The sequence below is a fragment of the Streptomyces triticirhizae genome, assembly GCF_003696235.1.
In the GTDB taxonomy this organism is placed as follows: domain Bacteria; phylum Actinomycetota; class Actinomycetes; order Streptomycetales; family Streptomycetaceae; genus Streptomyces; species Streptomyces triticirhizae.
Genome location: NZ_RFFJ01000017.1, coordinates 33,621 through 49,868 on the forward strand (window position 1 = coordinate 33,621; position 16,248 = coordinate 49,868).

Annotated in this window: 24 protein-coding genes and 1 pseudogene; 9 read left to right on the forward strand and 16 right to left on the reverse strand. The window is 71.5% G+C overall.

Annotated elements, in window-relative coordinates:
- Positions 1-58 precede the first annotated feature (58 nt).
- Complete coding sequence (locus tag EBN88_RS05680; protein ID WP_122182694.1) at positions 59-976, forward strand: NADP-dependent oxidoreductase; 918 nt, start codon at positions 59-61, stop codon at positions 974-976.
- Between the two features lie 70 nt (positions 977-1,046).
- On the opposite strand, the gene EBN88_RS05685 is transcribed toward EBN88_RS05680, so the two are convergent.
- From EBN88_RS05685 to EBN88_RS05700, 4 genes are all read right to left on the reverse strand, one after another.
- Positions 1,047-1,502 carry an NUDIX domain-containing protein gene (locus tag EBN88_RS05685; protein ID WP_122182695.1) on the reverse strand — a complete coding sequence of 152 codons (456 nt, stop codon included), beginning with the start codon at positions 1,500-1,502 and terminating at the stop codon, positions 1,047-1,049.
- A gap of 105 nt (positions 1,503-1,607) precedes the next feature.
- A complete protein-coding gene (locus EBN88_RS05690) occupies positions 1,608-1,958 on the reverse strand; it encodes a DUF7848 domain-containing protein (protein ID WP_122182696.1) in 351 nt (116 codons plus the stop codon).
- Complete coding sequence (locus tag EBN88_RS05695; RefSeq protein ID WP_122182697.1) at positions 1,955-2,308, reverse strand: hypothetical protein; 354 nt, start codon at positions 2,306-2,308, stop codon at positions 1,955-1,957. The genes EBN88_RS05690 and EBN88_RS05695 overlap by 4 nt, the downstream gene beginning before the upstream one ends.
- 80 nt (positions 2,309-2,388) lie before the next feature.
- The gene (locus tag EBN88_RS05700) at positions 2,389-2,844 is read right to left on the reverse strand and encodes an ATP-binding protein (protein WP_147472662.1); all 456 of its coding nucleotides are present in this window, start codon (positions 2,842-2,844) and stop codon (positions 2,389-2,391) included.
- Positions 2,845-3,084: 240 nt separating this feature from the next.
- On the opposite strand from EBN88_RS05700, the gene EBN88_RS05705 reads away from it, so the two are divergent.
- Genes EBN88_RS05705 through EBN88_RS05730 form a run of 6 tightly spaced genes read left to right on the forward strand, consistent with a single transcriptional unit; the run spans position 3,085 to position 4,953 of the window.
- Positions 3,085-3,969, forward strand: a complete 885-nt coding sequence (locus EBN88_RS05705) for a helix-turn-helix domain-containing protein (protein ID WP_122182699.1) — start codon at positions 3,085-3,087, stop codon at positions 3,967-3,969.
- A 4-nt stretch (positions 3,970-3,973) separates the two neighbouring features.
- Positions 3,974-4,171 carry a DUF397 domain-containing protein gene (locus tag EBN88_RS05710; RefSeq protein ID WP_122182700.1) on the forward strand — a complete coding sequence of 66 codons (198 nt, stop codon included), beginning with the start codon at positions 3,974-3,976 and terminating at the stop codon, positions 4,169-4,171.
- A 4-nt stretch (positions 4,172-4,175) separates the two neighbouring features.
- Positions 4,176-4,370 carry a DUF397 domain-containing protein gene (locus EBN88_RS05715; protein WP_122182701.1) on the forward strand — a complete coding sequence of 65 codons (195 nt, stop codon included), beginning with the start codon at positions 4,176-4,178 and terminating at the stop codon, positions 4,368-4,370.
- 3 nt (positions 4,371-4,373) lie between these two features.
- Positions 4,374-4,559 carry a DUF397 domain-containing protein gene (locus EBN88_RS05720; RefSeq protein ID WP_122182702.1) on the forward strand — a complete coding sequence of 62 codons (186 nt, stop codon included), beginning with the start codon at positions 4,374-4,376 and terminating at the stop codon, positions 4,557-4,559.
- Positions 4,560-4,563: 4 nt separating this feature from the next.
- Positions 4,564-4,758, forward strand: coding sequence for a DUF397 domain-containing protein (locus EBN88_RS05725; protein ID WP_122182703.1), 195 nt, complete (start codon positions 4,564-4,566; stop codon positions 4,756-4,758).
- Positions 4,759-4,761: 3 nt separating this feature from the next.
- Entirely contained in the window at positions 4,762-4,953 is a 192-nt protein-coding gene (locus tag EBN88_RS05730; protein ID WP_122182704.1) for a DUF397 domain-containing protein, read from the forward strand.
- Positions 4,954-4,984: 31 nt separating this feature from the next.
- Here EBN88_RS05730 and EBN88_RS05735 read toward each other — a convergent pair.
- The 8 genes and pseudogenes from EBN88_RS05735 to EBN88_RS05770 form a co-directional block, all read right to left on the reverse strand.
- Positions 4,985-5,455 (reverse strand): annotated as a pseudogene (locus tag EBN88_RS05735) (Scr1 family TA system antitoxin-like transcriptional regulator); the annotation flags it as partial.
- A 3-nt stretch (positions 5,456-5,458) separates the two neighbouring features.
- Entirely contained in the window at positions 5,459-5,980 is a 522-nt protein-coding gene (locus EBN88_RS05740) for a DUF6879 family protein (protein WP_122182706.1), read from the reverse strand.
- Positions 5,961-6,224 (reverse strand): hypothetical protein, encoded by a 264-nt coding sequence (locus tag EBN88_RS05745; protein ID WP_122182707.1) that lies wholly within the window; start codon positions 6,222-6,224, stop codon positions 5,961-5,963. Before EBN88_RS05745 ends, EBN88_RS05740 begins: the two co-directional genes overlap by 20 nt.
- Positions 6,225-6,317: 93 nt before the next feature.
- The gene (gene tgmC, locus EBN88_RS05750) at positions 6,318-7,460 is read right to left on the reverse strand and encodes an ATP-grasp peptide maturase system methyltransferase (RefSeq protein ID WP_122182708.1); all 1,143 of its coding nucleotides are present in this window, start codon (positions 7,458-7,460) and stop codon (positions 6,318-6,320) included.
- A complete protein-coding gene (gene tgmB, locus EBN88_RS05755; RefSeq protein ID WP_122182709.1) occupies positions 7,457-8,419 on the reverse strand; it encodes an ATP-grasp ribosomal peptide maturase in 963 nt (320 codons plus the stop codon). The genes tgmC and tgmB overlap by 4 nt, the downstream gene beginning before the upstream one ends.
- Positions 8,419-8,691, reverse strand: a complete 273-nt coding sequence (gene tgmA / locus EBN88_RS05760) for a putative ATP-grasp-modified RiPP (RefSeq protein ID WP_122182710.1) — start codon at positions 8,689-8,691, stop codon at positions 8,419-8,421. Before tgmA ends, tgmB begins: the two co-directional genes overlap by 1 nt.
- A gap of 134 nt (positions 8,692-8,825) precedes the next feature.
- Positions 8,826-9,674, reverse strand: coding sequence for a helix-turn-helix domain-containing protein (locus EBN88_RS05765; RefSeq protein WP_122182711.1), 849 nt, complete (start codon positions 9,672-9,674; stop codon positions 8,826-8,828).
- A 3-nt stretch (positions 9,675-9,677) separates the two neighbouring features.
- Positions 9,678-10,196 (reverse strand): DUF6879 family protein, encoded by a 519-nt coding sequence (locus EBN88_RS05770; RefSeq protein WP_122182712.1) that lies wholly within the window; start codon positions 10,194-10,196, stop codon positions 9,678-9,680.
- 259 nt (positions 10,197-10,455) lie between these two features.
- Between EBN88_RS05770 and EBN88_RS05775 the strand changes: the two genes are divergently transcribed.
- Positions 10,456-11,214 (forward strand): VOC family protein, encoded by a 759-nt coding sequence (locus EBN88_RS05775; RefSeq protein ID WP_122182713.1) that lies wholly within the window; start codon positions 10,456-10,458, stop codon positions 11,212-11,214.
- 80 nt (positions 11,215-11,294) lie between these two features.
- Positions 11,295-11,843, forward strand: coding sequence for a hypothetical protein (locus EBN88_RS31600; protein WP_233580482.1), 549 nt, complete (start codon positions 11,295-11,297; stop codon positions 11,841-11,843).
- Between the two features lie 39 nt (positions 11,844-11,882).
- On the opposite strand, the gene gap is transcribed toward EBN88_RS31600, so the two are convergent.
- The 4 genes from gap to EBN88_RS05800 all read right to left on the reverse strand — a co-directional run.
- Positions 11,883-12,881 carry a type I glyceraldehyde-3-phosphate dehydrogenase gene (gap, locus tag EBN88_RS05785; RefSeq protein ID WP_122182714.1) on the reverse strand — a complete coding sequence of 333 codons (999 nt, stop codon included), beginning with the start codon at positions 12,879-12,881 and terminating at the stop codon, positions 11,883-11,885.
- A 162-nt stretch (positions 12,882-13,043) separates the two neighbouring features.
- Positions 13,044-14,072 carry a GlxA family transcriptional regulator gene (locus tag EBN88_RS05790; protein ID WP_122182715.1) on the reverse strand — a complete coding sequence of 343 codons (1,029 nt, stop codon included), beginning with the start codon at positions 14,070-14,072 and terminating at the stop codon, positions 13,044-13,046.
- 172 nt (positions 14,073-14,244) lie between these two features.
- Positions 14,245-15,072 (reverse strand): phosphoenolpyruvate hydrolase family protein, encoded by an 828-nt coding sequence (locus EBN88_RS05795; protein ID WP_122182716.1) that lies wholly within the window; start codon positions 15,070-15,072, stop codon positions 14,245-14,247.
- A 174-nt stretch (positions 15,073-15,246) separates the two neighbouring features.
- A partial coding sequence (locus EBN88_RS05800) for a Tm-1-like ATP-binding domain-containing protein (protein WP_147472663.1) occupies positions 15,247-16,248 on the reverse strand: 1,002 nt, incomplete at its 5' end.

Consider the following 16,248-nt stretch of genomic DNA (forward strand, 5'->3'; position numbering starts at 1 on the left):
TACCGGCACCAGGCTGGGAACCGCCAGCCACCGGACACCGAAACCCAGGAGCCACAGCATGAGTTCGACCACCTTCCGCATGGCCGTCGTCCGCACCCCCGAGGGCCCCGACTCGATCGAGATCGTGGACGTGCCCCTCGCCGAGCCCGGCCCTGGCGAGGTCCGCGTCCGAGTCGCCGCCGCGCCGGTCAACCCCGTCGACCTCGCCGTAGCCAACGGCGTGTTCCACGCGATGGGCCTGATCAACCAGCCCGAACGCACCGGCCTGGGCTGGGAGTTCGCCGGCACCGTGGACGCGACCGGGGCCGGCGTGGACCTCGCGGTCGGCGCGCGGGTCGCCGGCCTGGCGGGCGGCTTCGACCGGGACTTCGGCACCTATGCCGAGCGACTCGTCCTGCCGGCCGCCGATCTCGCCGTCGTGCCCGACGAACTCGACCTGGTGCCGGCCGCGACCGTTCCGCTCAACGGGCTGACCGCCGCCTGGATCGTCGAGCTGCTCGGCGACGCGCCCGCCGGCGGCGCGGCGCTGCTGGTGACCGGCGCGGCCGGCGCCGTCGGCGCCAACGTCGCGGCGCTCGCGCCCGAGCGCGGCTGGCGCGTGACCGGTCTGGCCAGGCCGGGGGACGAGAAGTTCGTCCGGGGCCTCGGCGCCGACTTCGTCACCCGCGCCGAGCCGGGCTGGGACGCGGTGGCCGACGCCGCCGCGTTGCAGGAGGCCGGCCTGGCCCTGGTCCGGGACGGCGGCACCTTCGTCGGCGTCCTGCCCAACGCCGAGCCGACGGCGGAGCGCGGAATCGCCGTGCACACCGTCAACACCGAGGCCGACGGCGCGCGCCTGGCCGACCTGCTGGCCCGCGCCGCGTCCGGCGCGCTGCCGACGCGCGTGCACTCCGTCCTCCCGCTCGACGACGCGGCCCGCGCGCACCGCCTGATGGCGGCGGGCGGAACGCGCGGCCGCCTCGTACTCGCGCCCTGAGCGGGTGTGCGCGCGTGCGCGCGGGGCGCGCGCCCCGGTCCGCGCGCCAGCGCGCACACCCGTCCCTCGGTCAGACGAACGCCGCGTCCGGCCGGTCCCCGTTGACGAGGAACGGCAGGTGGCGGCGCTGGCCGGCGGCGATGATGGCGTACTGGTAGATGGCCGGCGGCTCGTGGAGTTCCCGCATCGGCACCCAACTGGCGCCCTCACGCGGGTCGTTGTCCGGCACCTCCGGCAACACGCCGCCGTCGAGCACGTACTCGACGCCGTTGAGTTCGCCGTCCTCGTCCGTGCGCAGGGTGACCGCCAGCACCTCGCTCAGCGGCCGGTCGTAGCCGGCGACCTCCATCAGCCGTTCGCGGGCGGTCAGGATCAGGCACCGCCCCGGGGTCACCGCGCCGTGCGGCAGCACCCAGCCCTCCCCCTCCTCCCGCTGCCCCCGCACCATCAGGGCGTGGTTGCTGGCGGTGGTGGCGAGGACATGGAACGTGATGGGCAGGGTGGAGTGCACGATCGTCGTACGCATAAGAGCCTTCGCTGTTCGGTTCGTCGCTGGTTGTTGATGGTTACTGGTCGTTGCCGGTCGTCGCCGGCCCTCGCCGGTTGACGTGGTTCGGTTGGTCGGTGTCGGTCAGGTGAGGAGCGGGAGCAGGCCCGAGGCGGCGGTCAGCAGACACATCAGGCCGACGAACGCCGGTCCGAACGCCCGGTCCAGCGCCGTCGGCCGCCTGGCCGCCGGGTCCTCCGGCTCCGGGCGGCGCACCACCCGCCAGTGCCGCTCGGTGCGGGCGAGGAACAACGTGTGCTCCGGCTGCTCCTGGGTGTGGTGCAACGCCCAGACGGCGCACGGAGTTTGTTCGTCGTCGAAGAGCGGCGAGGCCGCCTCGCAGGTCATGCACGCGACGCCGTAGATCCCGTCCGGCACGCCCTCGCCGCGTTCCTCGCACAGCACCCAGTCGGCGCCCCTGATGATCGAGTTCACTCTTCTCCCCTCTCTCCCCTGTCTCCCCTGTCGCTCCCGTCTCCGGCGCCGGCGGCGAGGCGCAGCAGCCGTTCCCCGAGCCGGGTGCGGGCCCGGCGGGCCGCGCGCCGCCGGGGAACGGTGGGCGCCGGCCCGGCGACCGACGGCCGGTAGAGCGGAACGAGCCGCCCCTCGGCGTCGGTCGCCGCGTTCCGGTTCAGCTCGGTGAAGTCCCAGAGCATCGCGTGCAGTTGGTCCAGGCACGGCCCGCAGATATAGAGCGGCGCGCCCGCGCCGACCGTGGTCGCGCAGCCGATCCACAGCACGGCGGTGACCTGGTGCCCGCAGTAGAACCAGCACGGTCCCAGCACCCATCCGTTCCCCGGTCCCCGCCCCGGTTTCGGAACCAGGAACTCCCATTCCGGAGGCCACGGCGATTCCGATGGGCCATTCATTGGGCCGGTGCTCCGGGAACGGCGCCCCGGCACGAGAACCAGACGACCTTTCCCATCCGAAGCCCGTCGCCCTCCGGATAGGGCGCCGGCATATAGCCGAAGTCGTCGGCCATTTCCCGCAGCAGCCACAGCCCGCGCCCGCGTTCGGCCGACCAGTTCGGCCGGCTCCCGACGCGCGGCGGCTGCCCCGAGCGGTCCAGCACCTCGACGAGCACGTTCCCCTCGGCGCGGCTGAGCCGCAGCCCACAGCGCGGATCGTCCACGTGGCACGCCACGTTGGCCAACAGCTCCGAGACGCCCTGCTGCCCGAGCGCCACGGTCTCCTCGCGGGCGCACCAGCCCCGCAGGATGTCAGCAACGGTCGCCCGCCAGTAACCGATCTCGCGGGAGCGAACAGTTATGGCCCAGAAGTGAACATCCCGGCTGGCGAGCGCACCTCGTGTGATAGCCATTGAGCCCTCCCGGTCGGCCTTCTCGCGGTTCAACCGCGCTGTGTGAGCAGCCATGTTCAGAATGGCATCAGAACGGCTATGTTGAGGACCAGAAAGCCGGAATTCCGCTGTCAAATTTCTGCGTAACTCCCTGCTGTCGTAAGGAAGTTCACGCGGAACGGCGATGGTCGCCCGTTCTGGCTCAGAACGTTTCTTGCGCCAGCAGAACGTTCGCCGCGAAACTGAGAGGGAGGGCTACGGATGATCACGGACATCGAGTCGGCGACGCCCGCGCTGTGCCGACTCCAACTGGGCAGCGAGCTGCGCCGGTTGCGACTCGCGACCGGTCTGAAGGCGAGTCAGGTGGTGAAGAGGCTGCTGTGGAGCCCGTCCAAGCTGACCCGCCTGGAGACCGGAGAGAACACGGTCGTCGAACAGGCGGACGTCATGGCGCTGTGTGAGATCTACCAGGCGGACGAGGAGATGCGCAGCCAGCTGATGGGCTACGCCGCCGTGACGAAGACGCGGAAGGACTGGTGGCAGTCGGCCAAGTACCGCCCGGTGATCCGGCCGGTCTTCAAGGCGTTCCTCGGCCTGGAGGCCACGGCCAGTTCGTTGCACAACTACGAGGCGGAGTTCGTTCCCGGGCTGCTTCAGACCGAGGCGTATGTCCGCGTGATCCACCAGCGAGCGCACCAGGGCCTCAGCGCGGAGGAGGTCAACCGCCTCGTCGCGGTGCGCATGGCGCGGCAGGAGGTGCTGCGGCGCCGACAGTCCGCCCTGAGGCTGACGGCGATCGTGAACGAGGCGGTCCTACTGAGGCGGGTCGGCGACGGCGAGTTGATGCGCGACCAACTGACCCACATCGTGGAGATCGCGGAGGCCCTGCCGAACGTTAAGATCCAGGTCCTGCCCTTCACGGCGGGCCACCACCCCGGAATGAACGGGAAGTTCGCGGTGCTCCGCTTCCCGGAGGGCGCCGCGCTCAAGTCCATCGTCTACCTGGAGAACCTCGCCGACGGGTGGGTCAGCCGGCGCGAGAGCGACGTGGCACGCTACGACGAGACGTTCACCGACCTGCAAGCCCTCGCCGCCGGGCCTCGGGACTCTCTGAATATGATCAAGCAAGCGATCAAGGAGCACTGACAGCATGACCACCACCCCACCCCCCGACGGCCGTTGGTTCACCTCCAGCTACTCCAATGACCAGGGCGGCGATTGCGTCGAGGCCGCCCGTCTGGACGGTCACGCCATGGCCATCCGCGACACCAAGAACCGCACCGGCCCGGCGTTCACCTTCACCGCCGACGCCTGGAACACCTTCCTCACCACGGTCAAGGAGCGGTAACCCCATGCCAGCGGACGCCACTTGGTACACCTCCAGCTACTCCAACGACCAGGGCGGCAACTGCGTCCAAGCAGCCCACCTGGACGACAACACCATGGCCATCCGCGACACCAAGAACCCCACCGGCCCGGCCTTCACCTTCACGGGTGGGGCCTGGTCGGCCTTCCTCAACACCCTGACCACGGCAAAGGAGCACTAACCCATGCTCACCCAAACCCGTTGGTTCACCTCCAGCTACTCCAACGACCAGGGCGGGGCTTGCGTCGAAGCGGCCCGCCTGGAGGGCCACGCCATGGCCATCCGCGACACCAAGAACCGCACCGGCCCGGCGTTCACCTTCACCGCCGACGCCTGGAACACCTTCCTCACCACGGTCAAGGAGCGGTAACCCCATGCCAGCGGACGCCACTTGGTACACCAGCAGCTATTCCAACGACCACGGCGGTAACTGCGTCGAAGCAGCCCACCTGGACGACAACACCATGGCCATCCGCGACTCCAAGAACCCCACCGGCCCGGCCTTCACCTTCACGGGTGGGGCCTGGTCGGCCTTCCTCAACACCCTGACCACGGCAAAGGAGCACTAACCCATGCTCACCCAAGCCCGTTGGTTCACCTCCAGCTACTCCAACGACCACGGCGGCAGCTGCGTCGAGGCCGCCCGCCTCGACGGCCGTTCGATGGCCATCCGCGACACCAAGAACCCCACCGGCCCGGCGTTCACCTTCTCCGGACCGGCCTGGTCCGCGTTCCTGACCACCGTCAGGGACGACGGCAAGTAGCACAGGGCTGCGGCCCGCGCCCCGAGCGGGCGCGGGCCGCCACGGCTTCGGCTACGTCGTCCGTGGGCAGCCGCTGCCGCTGGATCGTCCGGAGCACGTCCTCGGTGTACCGAGGGGTCTGGAGAAGCCCGGGTATGGCCCACACGGCGTAGGAGCGGAAACGGCGCGTGCGTTGGTACAGCGGTAGCCGTTCCTCCTGGGACCGTCTGAGCCCGGCGCGTTCCAGCCGGCGCCAGGACAGCCACATCCCCTCGACGGCCCGCAGCGAGGCGATCAGGTCGCCCGTCTGGTCCTCGGCGCCGCACGCCCGGCACCACGCCCTGATGTCGTCCTCGCTCGGCCGCGTCCTCGCCGTTGCTGTGCGGGAAACCTTGGAAGGGTGCCAGCCACACCGGGCGGCCAGATCCTTACCGGTCAACCCGGCGTCCCCGGCCAACTCACGCAGGCGGTCGGCCAGAAGCCTCCGGGCTCGCTGGGCACTGGACGACGTTGACCGAACCATGGCTCACGCTACCGGCGCGTACTCCTCATGAGGAATGGCCCGCTCCCACACCGCCTCGAAGGCGGATGCCACGCGCCGCACAACGTCCGGTTCCGTGCGCCATTCTCGGTCAACAACCTCTCCGATGCCGGAGAAGTACGTGAAGAGCACGGACTCGTTGTCGAACATCCACAGATCGGTCCCTGGAAGCGGGATGTCGGCCGCGTTGCGGCGGGGCAGCCATCGGACCAGCTCTCCCGCCGCGACGTTGGCGAACGTGATGTCGTGCTCGTAGCGGATGTAGTCCGTCACCGGCTCGGAGACGATCCGAGCCCGCCGCATGACCACCCCGCGCGCGGTCGTCTCTCGTACGAGGTCACCCCAGGGCCCCCACCACTCCGGCAGCCTGGCCGGGTCGCCCTCGTACCTGTGGCCAGCACGCCAGCGAACGAACTCCGGATCGTTCGGGGTGTAGTTGTCGCGCATCTCCAGGTGTACGGCGGAGTGCCGTGTCTTGGAGATCCCTTCACGCACGGGGTGCTTCACCGTTGCTGCCTTCCGGTCGGGGGATGTACTTCAGCATCACGGCGGGGAGCCGGATGATCGTCTCGTGATCCGGCACGTCCGTGCTGTGACCGGGGATGGACCCGATCTCCTGACATGCCTTCACCTCGTCCTCGGTGGCTCGGTAGGACTGGATCAGCAAGTCTCCCGTGTCGTCGTCCAACCAGATGGTGGGCGAGTCGTCCACGGGCGTGTTTGGAATGATCCCGAGGAACCTGAGCTTCATGCCTGCCCTTTCCCTACGTCGATGTGATGGTGTTCGAATGCCCTGTCCCCGACTCCGAGTGCGGACACCGCACCGTCGAGGGAGAGCGACGCGTCAGATCGGCAGGTCCCAGCCGGGGCCGTCCTCGGTGTCGAGCCACACCCGCTGGCGGCTTGGCGACACCGTGATGCCGAACTGCTCCTGATGTGGTTCACCGGCGGACTCCCAGTGCCGCACGGCCTGTTCGACCCGATCCCACAGCGGAACGGGGCCGCGCTGCACAACGGTCCAGCCGCCACGGGGGTTGGGGACGGTTCGAGCCTGCGAGCCGGTGGACACGTCCCAGAGGACCTGTTCCGCTCCCGCGCCCATGCGTTCGGCTGCGGGCGCCGCGAGTTGGGCGACCCAACCGCCGGTCCAGGTGTCGAGCTTCGCCGGGTCGATCCGGCTCGGCCGTTCCTCGCCGGGCAGCAGGGCCAGCGTCGGTCGGGGCGGCCGGTCGTGTGGCCGGGCGATCATGAAACTGGTGTGGCCGGGCAGGAACCGTCCCGTGGCCTCTCCGGGGCCGGTCACGTCAAGCAGCGCGAGGGAGTTGGCGTAGCTCCATCCGGACAGGGTGACCAGGATCCGTCCGCCCGGTCGCACCTGGTGCAGCCACGGCAGCGGGATGTACCGGACCGAACAGGTCGCGATCAGGCGGTCGTACGGGCCGCCGTCCGGGTCGCCGCGCAGCCCGTCGCCGGTGATCAACCGGGGCGCGAGGCCGGCGGCCCGGAGCGCGGCGGCGGCGGTCTCGCCCACCTCCGGGTCGTACTCGACGCTGGTGAGGTGGGCTTCCCCGAGGCGATAAGCGCCGAGCGCGGTCGAGTAACCGGTTCCGGTGCCGACCTCGATCACCCGATGCCCGGGCTCGGCGCCAAGCTGCTGCCACATGCGCAGCACCAGCGAGGGCAGGGTGGACGACGAGGACGGAGAGCCGGCCACGGTTCCCTCACTCACGTCATCGGGCCTGATGCGGCCGTCCAGTTGGGTGATCAGCGTCTCGTCGGCGTAGATCCCCTCCAGCCATCCCGGCTCGCCCTGACGGACGGGCCGGCAGCGGGTCGGAACGCTTCCGGCCACCGGCCTGAAGTAGGCCGTGACGAACAGCTCGCGCGGAACAGCCCTGGCGGCAGCCCGCCACTCGGGTTCCACCAGGGTGCCCTCCCCGGTGAGTCTCTCCGTCAGGGCGTGGCGAAGCCTCGTCGATGCGTTCATGGCTCAGAGCCTTTCTCCAACTGGTCGGCGAACGCATGGGCGATCCCTCGCGTGGTCTCTGCCGGCTGCCAGGCCCACTGACCGTTCGGATTGCACTCAAGGAAGTACCAGTCGCCCGCCGTGGTCACGGCGAAGTCGAACGCACCGTGGACCAGCCGGAGTTCGGAGAGGTAGGAGACGACCCCACGCGCGACGGAGTCCGGGACCTCAACCGGGGCGCATCTCATCAGGTGTTGACGGTGACGCCAGTCGAGATCGGGACTGTCGATCCGGACGCCGAACAACCGATCGCCGACGGCGGTCACCCGGGCATCGAACAGCTTGTCCACCCTGGCCTGGAACATGTGGGGGCAGACGGACACCGCGTCGGTGATCTCATCGCGGCGCACCTCCCGCACCCACACGGCTCGCGGCTCACCGCCCACTCGGTATGGCGTGTTCCACAGCGGCTTGTAGACCGCCCCGCCAGGGCGACGGGCGATGAACTCACGCACCTCGGCCGGGTCGTTGGTGATCACCGTGTCGGGCAGCAGGAAGCCGCAGCGTCGGGCGGTCGAGAGCTGCGCGGGCTTGAACTCGGCCGCCCGGTTGTGCCACGGATGGTTGACGTAGTGCGCCGCCGGCAACGACGCGAGGATGCCGCCGGCACCCCAGAAGGACTGTTCGGCGGCGAAGCGGCGGTTCTGATCGTCCTGGTCCTGCGGGTCTTCGTACGGCGAGGGTCGCCTCACCCACACGGACCGGACGCGGGTGAGGTCGAGTTCCCGGCTCGCCGTGCGCAGGGTGCCCCGCTGGTCAGCCGTGCGGTGCACGGCCGTCAACGAGGCCCCCGTGCGCAGGTCAGCACCCGGGTCGAGACGAACGACGGGAACTCGGCGTTCGGCGAGAAGCCGCAACACCAGGTCCGTCGTCACGTCGTACGGATTGGTGAGCACGAGGACCGACCCGCCGTCACTCATCAGCCGGAACTCTGGTCCTGGTCGTACGACTCGGTGCTGTCCGCGTCGGTCGCCACACCTGGCCCGGCACCGTCGCCGGGTGAGGTCGTGGTGGGCGTCAGGCCGCTGGTGCTGGTCCCGTGACTCCCCAACTCAACGGTTCTGCCCTGCTCGTCCACGATGACAGCGATCTGCGTTCCGGGATCGATGACGGGTGTGTACTGCGGGGTCGTGGTGGTGGCCGCGTACGGCTCCATGCGTAACGTGCCCCACGGCGCGGGTGTGCGGGTCATCTCTGTTGAGCCTCCGCTTCCTGGTGTTGCCGAAGGTTCGCTCATTCCCGGCCTCCGCATGTCGGCCGGATCGTCACAACGCTAGCCACGGCACACCTGCGACGGGCAGCCGATTGCGCGGAATTGCGCGGGGACTAGGCCAGCGAGTTCCTGGCTTCGGTGAGCAACGCACGGGCCCGGTCACCGTAGACGGCCATGCCGGCCAGCATGGCGAATGTTTCGGCGTATGCCCGCACCTCACTCGGTTGAGTGAGGGTGAGATAGCCGGATACCAGCTCGACGTTGACCTGTGCCGTGTCGTAGATCCAGAAGCCTTCGACGGGCATTCTGGTGCGGCCGAGCCCGATGGGAACAATGCCCATGCTGACGTGGGGCAGCGCGGCAACCTCCAGCAGGTGGTCGAGTTGCTCCGCCTGCGTGTCGGCGTTGCCGAGCCCATTGCCCAACGCGCCCTCCTCGACAAGGAAGGCGAAGCGTCGTCGCCCCTCGCGGAGCACCCGCTGACGCTCCATACGGGCCGCCACGGCATCAGCCACGTCATCGACGGGAACCCGTCTCCGCTGGACGGCACGGAGCACGTCCTCGGTGTAGCCGCGCGTCTGGAGCAGACCGGGAAAGAGCCCCGGCGAGTAGGCCCGGAACCAGCGGGTGCGCTCGTAGAGCGGCAAGCGAGCCTCCTGCGACCGTCGCAGTCCCGCCCGTTCCATCCGACGCCAGGAGACCCACATGCCCTCCACAGTCCGCAGCGACGCGATCAGGTCCTCCGTCTGGTCCTCAGCACCGCAGGCCCGGCACCACGCCCTGATGTCGTCCTCGCTGGGTTGTGCCTTCGCCGTCGAGATCCGCGACACCTTGGACGGATGCCAATGACACAGCGCGGCAAGTTCCTTGCCCGCGAGCCCGGCGTCTCTGGCCAACTCGCGCAGGCGGTCGGCGAGGGCACGCCGGGCCCGCTGGACGCTGGATGACGCTGACGGGGCCATGGGTCACCGAACCGGCTCGTACTCTCCGTGGGGGATCGCCCGCTCCCACACCAACTCAAAGGCGTGTGTGACGAGTTGGATGACCTCGGGTTCGTCCCGCCACTCTCGTTCGACGACCTCCCCCGTGCCGGAGAAGTAGGTGAAGAGCACCGACTCGTTGTCGAACATCCACAGGTCGGTCCCCGGGAGCGGGATGTCGGCGGCCTTGCGGCGGGGCAGCCAGCGAACGAGTTCGCCCGCCACCACGTTCGGGAACGTCACGTCGTACTCGTAGCGGATGTAGTCCGTCACCGGCTCGGAGACGATCCGGGCCCGCCGCATGACGACCCCGGGCGCCGTCGTCTCCGCCACCACGTCCAGGAACGGACGCCACCACGCCGACCGGTCGGCGGCCGGGTCCAGCCGCTTGCCGTTCTGCCAGGCGATGAACTCGGGATCGCTGGGCTGGTAGGTGTCGCGCATCTCCAGATGGACCGCGGAGCGGCGGGTTCTGGCCAGGCCCTCGAGTACAGGGTTTGTCATCGTCTCTCTTCGCTGTCGCGGGGCGGCGGGCACTGCCGCATGACCTTGGGCAGGCGACGGATCGTCTCGTGAGCGGAGACCTCCGTGCTGTGTCCGGGTGTTGCACATGATCCCGAGGAACGAAGGCTCCTGTCGGGCCTCTCCCGGAGTCGATCCGATCGCCACGGATTCCCGAGCGTCACCCCGTCGCCGCGCGGGGTCAAGGGGGCCGCGCGGGCGCTCCCGGGCGGTGTCAGAGGGGCGGCCTAGGATCGCGGGCATGGCGTTGCGACCGGTGAACGTGAACATCAAGGCCCTGGACGAGGAGGCCGTCGGCCGGTTCTGGGCGGCGGCGCTCGGGTGGGAGCTGTCGAGCGAGGCGCCGGGCGTGGCCAACGTCGAGCCGGGCGGGGACTATGTGTGGCCGGACCCGGCCGCGCTCGTCGTGGACGTGGTGCGGGTCCCGGAGCCCAAGTCCCCGACGAAGAACCGGGTGCACCTGGACCTCGCGACCACCTCCCTCGCCCACCAGGCGGAGTTGGTCGAACGGCTGCGGGGCCTCGGCGCGACGCCGGCGGACGTGGGGCAGGGCGACGACGTGCCGTGGGTGGTGCTGGCCGACCCGGAGGGCAACGAGTTCTGTGTGCTGGAGCCGCGCGAGGTCTACCGGGACACCGGGCCGATCGCGGCCGTGGTCGTGGACTGCGCGGACCCCCGGGCCATGGCCCGGTTCTGGGACGGGGCGACGGAGTGGACGCCGGGTGAAGTGACCGACCAGCAGGCGTCGTTGCGTTCCTCGACGGGTCTCGGCCCGTATCTGGAGTTCCTGCGGAAGCCGGAGGGGAAGACCGTGCCGGACCGCGTGCACATCGACCTGCTGCCGTACCCGGACGACGACATGGGCGCGGAGGTGGCGCGGCTGCGGGACCTCGGCGCGGTCGACATCGACCTGGGGCAGGGCGACGTTCCGTGGCGGTGTCTGTCGGACCCGGACGGCCACGAGTTCTGCGTTCTCCGCCCGCCCCCGGCCGCCGGCTGATGCGGGCCGGGCGCTCGGCCGGCGGCCCTCGGCCGGCCGCGCCGGGAGGGGTCCCGCGCGGATGGGTTTTGATGGTGGGCATGATGCGCAGAACGTCGTCCACCGCCGTTGCCCGTGCCGCCGTCGCCGCCGCCGTCGCGTTCGCCGTCCTCACGGCGTGCTCGTCGGACTCCTCGGATGCCGAGGACGGGGCCGGGTCGTCGGAGTCCTCGGAGTCCGCCGGTGAGAAGGGCGAGGACGCGGGCGGCGGGTCCGGCGGGGACGAGCCGACGGCCGAGGAGGAGACCGCCACCCCGCCGCCCACGCCCGACGGGCCCTGTGGCGACGGGAGTTGCGAGGTCGAGGTGGCGGCGGGCGACGTCGTCAACGTGCCGCCGGAGTACGGCCTCGGGCCGATCGAGGTGACGGCGATCACCGAGGACGGGGTGGAGCTGGCCGCGCCGCTGACCGGCTCCGGCTTCGGCGTCGCCGGCTGCGCCGGTGGCGGCGGGGTTTCGTCGGCGGGCGGCGGTGGCGTCGAGCTGCGATGCGACGAGGGCCCGCCGGCGACCATCAACGACGTCATGAGCCTGGAGGTCGTCGAGATCGGCGAGGCCAGCGCGGTGCTGCGCATCGAGCCCGCCGGGTGACGGCGACCCGGCCACCCGGCGGCGCTGTGCCTGGGCGGCTCAGCGGGCGGCGAGGAGTTCCAGGGTGTCGACCACGCGCTGGGAGAAGCCCCACTCGTTGTCGTACCAGGCGACGACCTTGACGCGGCGGCCGTCCACCCGGGTGAGGGCCGAGTCGAAGATCGACGAGGCCGGGTTGCCCACGATGTCGGAGGAGACCAGCGCGTCCTCGGAGTACTCCAGGATGCCGGCGAGCGGGCCGTCGGCCGCGCGGCGGTAGGCCGCCAGCACGTCCTCGCGGGTCACGTCCCGGGCGACGCTCGTGTTGAGTTCGACGATCGAGCCGACGGGAACGGGCACCCGGATCGAGTCGCCGGACAGCCTGCCGTCGAGGTTCGGCAGCACCCGGCCGATCGCCTTGGCCGCGCCGGTCGTGGTCGGCGCGATGTTGAGGGCGGCGGCCCTGGCGCGGCGGGCGTCGCGGTGCGGGCCGTCCTGGAGGTTCTGCTCCTGGGTGTAGGCGTGCACGGTGGTCATGAACCCGTGCTCGATGCCGGCGAGTTCGTCGAGGACCGACGCCAGCGGCGCCAGCGCGTTGGTCGTGCACGACGCGTTGGAGACGATGGTGTGCGCGGCCGGGTCGTAGGCGTCCGTGTTGACGCCGTAGGCGAGGGTGACGTCGGCGCCGTCCGAGGGGGCGCTGACCAGGACGCGGCTCGCGCCGGCGTCGAGGTGGGCGCGCGCGGCCCCCGCCGAGGTGAAGCGGCCGGTGGCCTCCAGCACGATATCGACGCCCAGTTCCTTCCACGGCAGCCGCCCCGGCTCGCGCTCGGCGAGCACCCGGATGGCGCGGCCGTCCACCACGAGGGTGTCGCCCTCGGCGGTCACGGGGCGGCCCAGCCGGCCGGCGGTCGAGTCGAACGCGAGGAGCCGCGCGAGGGCGGCGGGGTCGGTCAGGTCGTTGACGGCCACGACCTCCAGGCCGCTGCCCCGTTCGAGCAGGGCGCGCAGCACGTTGCGCCCGATGCGGCCGAATCCGTTGATGGCGATGCGGGTCATGAGAAGTCCTGCCTTCCGAGGCGTTGTCCCTGCGCTCTCCTCTGTGAGACTCGCACGGCGCCCGGGGGCCTGCCAGTGGCGTGATCGTCAGCATCCGCAAGGATCGTGCCACCCTCGCGTGCCACCCCGCCCACCCCACCGACCACGCCCGACCACGCCCGGCTACGCGTCGCGGGCGAAGGTGCGGCGGTACTCCAACGGCGAGGTGCCGAGGACGCGTTGGAAGTGGCGCCGCAGGTTGGCCCCGGTGCCGAGGCCGACGTCGGCGGCGATCTGCTCGACGGTGCGTTCGGAGCGTTCCAGCAGCTCACGGGCAATGTCCACGCGGGCGCGCAGCAGCCAGCGCATCGGCGTGTAGCCCGTCTCGTCGACGAAGCGGCGGGAGAAGGTGCGCTTGGAGACGGCCGCGTGTTCGGCGAGCCGTTCCAGGGTCAGCGGTTCGTCCAGCCGGCGCAGGGCCCATTCGCGGGTGGCGGCGAACCGTTCCCCGAGCGGTTCGGGAACGCCGCGCCGCACGTACTGCGCCTGGCCGCCGCTGCGGTAGGGCGCCGCGACCAGCCGCCGGGCGGCGTGGTTCGACGCGGCCACCCCCAACTCGCCGCGCAGCACGTGCAGGCACAGGTCGATGCCGGAGGCCGCGCCGGCGGAGGTCAGGACGGTGCCCTCGTCGACGAAGAGCACGTTCTCGTCCACCTCGACGCGCGGGTGTCGCGCCGCCAGCGCGCGGGCGTAGTGCCAGTGGGTGGTGGCGCGCCGGCCGTCGAGCAGGCCGGTGGCGGCGAGCGCGAAGGCGCCCGTCGAGATGGCGGCGAGCCGCGCGCCCCGGTCGTGGGCGGCGACGAGCGCGTCGAGCACCGGCCGGGGCGGGTCCTCGCCGTCGGGGAACCGGTAGCCGGGCACGAAGACGAGGTCCGCCCAGGCCAGCGCCTCCAGGCCGTGGTCCACGGCGTAGGCGAGGCCGTCGCCCCCGCTGACCAGCCCCGGCGCGGCGCCGCAGACCCGCACCTCGTAGGGCATACTCGCGCGGGTCGTGAACACCTGGGCGGGGATGCCGACATCGAGCGGCTTGGCGCCGGGCAGCACGAGGACGGCGACGCGCCGCAGGCGGGGAACGTCGGGCGGGGCGGCGGGGGTGCGCGGGGCGGCTGGGGCGCTCGCGGCGGCGGGGGCCGCCTGGTCGGCGGGGGGCATGGTCGGCTCTCCTCTGCCCGGGGAACGGCGGCACCGGCGCCCCTCCCGGCGGGGCGCGTTCACCGTTTCGTGGTCGGTTCCAACGGTCGGACTCCATGGTCGGGGACGACGGGGCCGGGGCGGCGACCGGCCGCGCGCCGGCGGGGCCGAGCCGACGGCGCGCCGGGAGCGTTCAGAGGTGCGGCGGCAGGGACTTGAACTCCTCCGTCCGGCGGCGGATCGCGACCTCGGTGGGGAGCCGTTCGATCGAGCTGGCGCCGAAGAAGCCGACGACGCCCGTGGTGCGCTCCCACACCCGGCGCGCGTCCTCGGGCTCGGCGATGGGGCCGCCGTGGCACAGCACCAGGATGTCCGGGTTGACGGCCACGGCGGCGTCGCGCATCGCCTGAATCCGCTCGACGCACTCGTCGAGGCCGAGCGCGGTGGCGGCGCCGATGGTGCCCTTCGTGGTGAGCCCGAGGTGCGGCACCAGCACGTCGGCGCCGGCCCTGGCCATGGCCGTGGCCTGGTCGGCGTCGAAGACATAGGGGGCGGTCAGCAGGCCGCGCCGGTGGGCCGTCGCGATCATCTCGACCTCCAGGTCGAAGCCCATGCCGGTCTCCTCCAGGTTCTGCCGGAAGACCCCGTCGATGAGCCCGACGGTGGGGAAGTTCTGCACCCCGACAAAGCCGGCCGCCGCGATCCGGTCCAGGAACCGGCCCATCACGCGGAACGGGTCGGTTCCGTTGACGCCGGCCAGCACCGGGGTGTCGCGGACGACGGGCAGCACCTCGTCGGCCATCTCCAGCACGATGGCGTTGGCGTCGCCGTAGGCGAGCATCCCGGCGAGCGAGCCTCGGCCGGCCATGCGGTAGCGGCCGGAGTTGTAGATGATGAGCAGGTCGATGCCGCCGGCCTCGGCCGACTTGGCGGAGATGCCGGTGCCGGCTCCCCCGCCGATGATCGGCCGGCCGGCGGCGACGGTGGCACGCAGCCGTGCCAGCGCGGTGTCACGGTCCATGGGCGCTTCTCGCTCCTTCGGTGGTGGTGGGTGACTCGTGGTGGGTGACTCAGGGAACGGGGAACCGGCCGACGGGTGTCAACGGGACGCCTGACGCCGGGCGTTCGCCGTTCGCCGCTCGCCGGTGGTCGCACGCCGCTGACCGTTCGCCGTTCGCCGGAGGTCGTTCGCCGTTCACCGTTGACCGTTCCCCGTGATCATCCGGTGCAGGCGGCGGGCGGCGTCGCGGCCGAAGCCGGGGTCGTTGAGGTGCGCGTCCACCTCGACGCGCGCCACCCGCGAGCCGGCCAGCGCCTCGCGCAGCGCGGCGAACAGGGCGCGGTCCGCGTCCGGCGCGTGGAACGGGCCGCCCGGCAGGTCGATCCCGCTGAGCCCGCGCAGCGGCACCAGCACCGTGACCGGCCCGGTGGCCGCCGCGAGCTTGGCGCCGAGCCGCCGCCCGAGTTCGGCGTTCTCCTCCGGCGTGGTGCGCATCAGCGTCACCGTCGGGTTGTGCACGAGGAGGTGGCGGTCGTGGAACGCGGCCGGAACGCTCGCCCGTGGCCCGAAGTTGACCATGTCGAGCGCGCCGAGCGAGACCACCTGCGGGATGCCCCGGGCGCCCGCCGCCTCCAGCCGGCGCGGGCCCGCGCTGAGCACGCCGCCGACCAGTTCGTCGGCGAGTTCCGTCGTGGTCAGGTCCAGCACCCCGGCGAGCCGGCCGTCGGCGGCGAGCTTCTCCAGGGCGCGCCCGCCGGCGCCCGTCGCGTGGAAGACCAGCGGCTCGTAGCCGAGGTGGAGGAGCTCGGCGCGCGCCTCGTCCACGGCCGGGGTGGTCAGGCCGAACATCGACAGGGCGACCAACGGCCGTTCCTCGCGGGGAGGTTGTGTTTCGCGGGCGCGGTGCGCGAGCGCCATCGCGGCGACGGCCGCCGCCGCGTTGCCGAAGACCTGGCGCGAGACGGAGTTCACGCCGGCGACGTCGACCACCGCGTGCATGATCGTCACATCGCTCTCCCCGACGTAGGGCGAGACGTCGCCGGAGGCCATCGTCGAGACCAGCAGCTTGGGCACGCCGACCGGCAGCGCCCGCATCGCGCCGGCGGCGACCGAGGAGCCGCCCGAGCCGCCGACGGCGCAGGCGCCGTCCAGCCGGCCCTCGGCGTGCAGGCGCGCGGCGACCACGGCGGCGCCTTC